Source organism: Pedobacter sp. ASV28 (assembly GCF_016428855.1).
Taxonomy (GTDB): Bacteria; Bacteroidota; Bacteroidia; order Sphingobacteriales; family Sphingobacteriaceae; genus Pedobacter.
The window spans coordinates 1-400 of the sequence record NZ_JAELTN010000146.1 but is presented as its reverse complement, the minus strand read 5'-3'; the positions used below and the strand labels follow the sequence as shown (position 1 = coordinate 400).

Annotated in this window: 1 protein-coding gene; it reads right to left on the bottom strand. The window is 54.5% G+C overall.

What is annotated here, in order from left to right; genetic code table 11:
* A partial coding sequence (locus tag JHD79_RS22590) for a hypothetical protein (RefSeq protein WP_199121617.1) occupies positions 1-193 on the bottom strand: 193 nt, incomplete at its 3' end.
* Between the last annotated feature and the right edge of the window lie 207 nt (positions 194-400).

The following is a 400-nucleotide window of genomic DNA, read 5'->3' as shown; positions in this document are numbered from 1 at the left end:
CCCCCCCCCCCCCCCCCCCCCCCCCCCCCCCCCCCCCCCCCCCCCCCCCCCCCCCCCCCCCCCCCCCCCCCACCTTCTTTTCAAGCACAAGACGGCATACGAGATGGTAACGCATGTCTCGTGGGATCGGAGATGTGTATAAGAGACAGACTTCACGTTCTGTATTAAAGTCGCTATTTAGTACTTCAAACATTCGTTCGAAATGCTGGTGTTCGGGTAATCTTGAAGCTATAACTACCCTTTATTTCTCCCTGTCTCTTAAACACATCTGACGCTGCCTACGATCGAGACCTAGTGAAGATCTCGGTGTTCGCCGTATCATTAAAAAAATTAATTTTTAGAAGGAGAAGAGGGAGTGGAGATGGGGGGGGAAGGGGTAGGGGGGAGAGAGTGGGGTTTA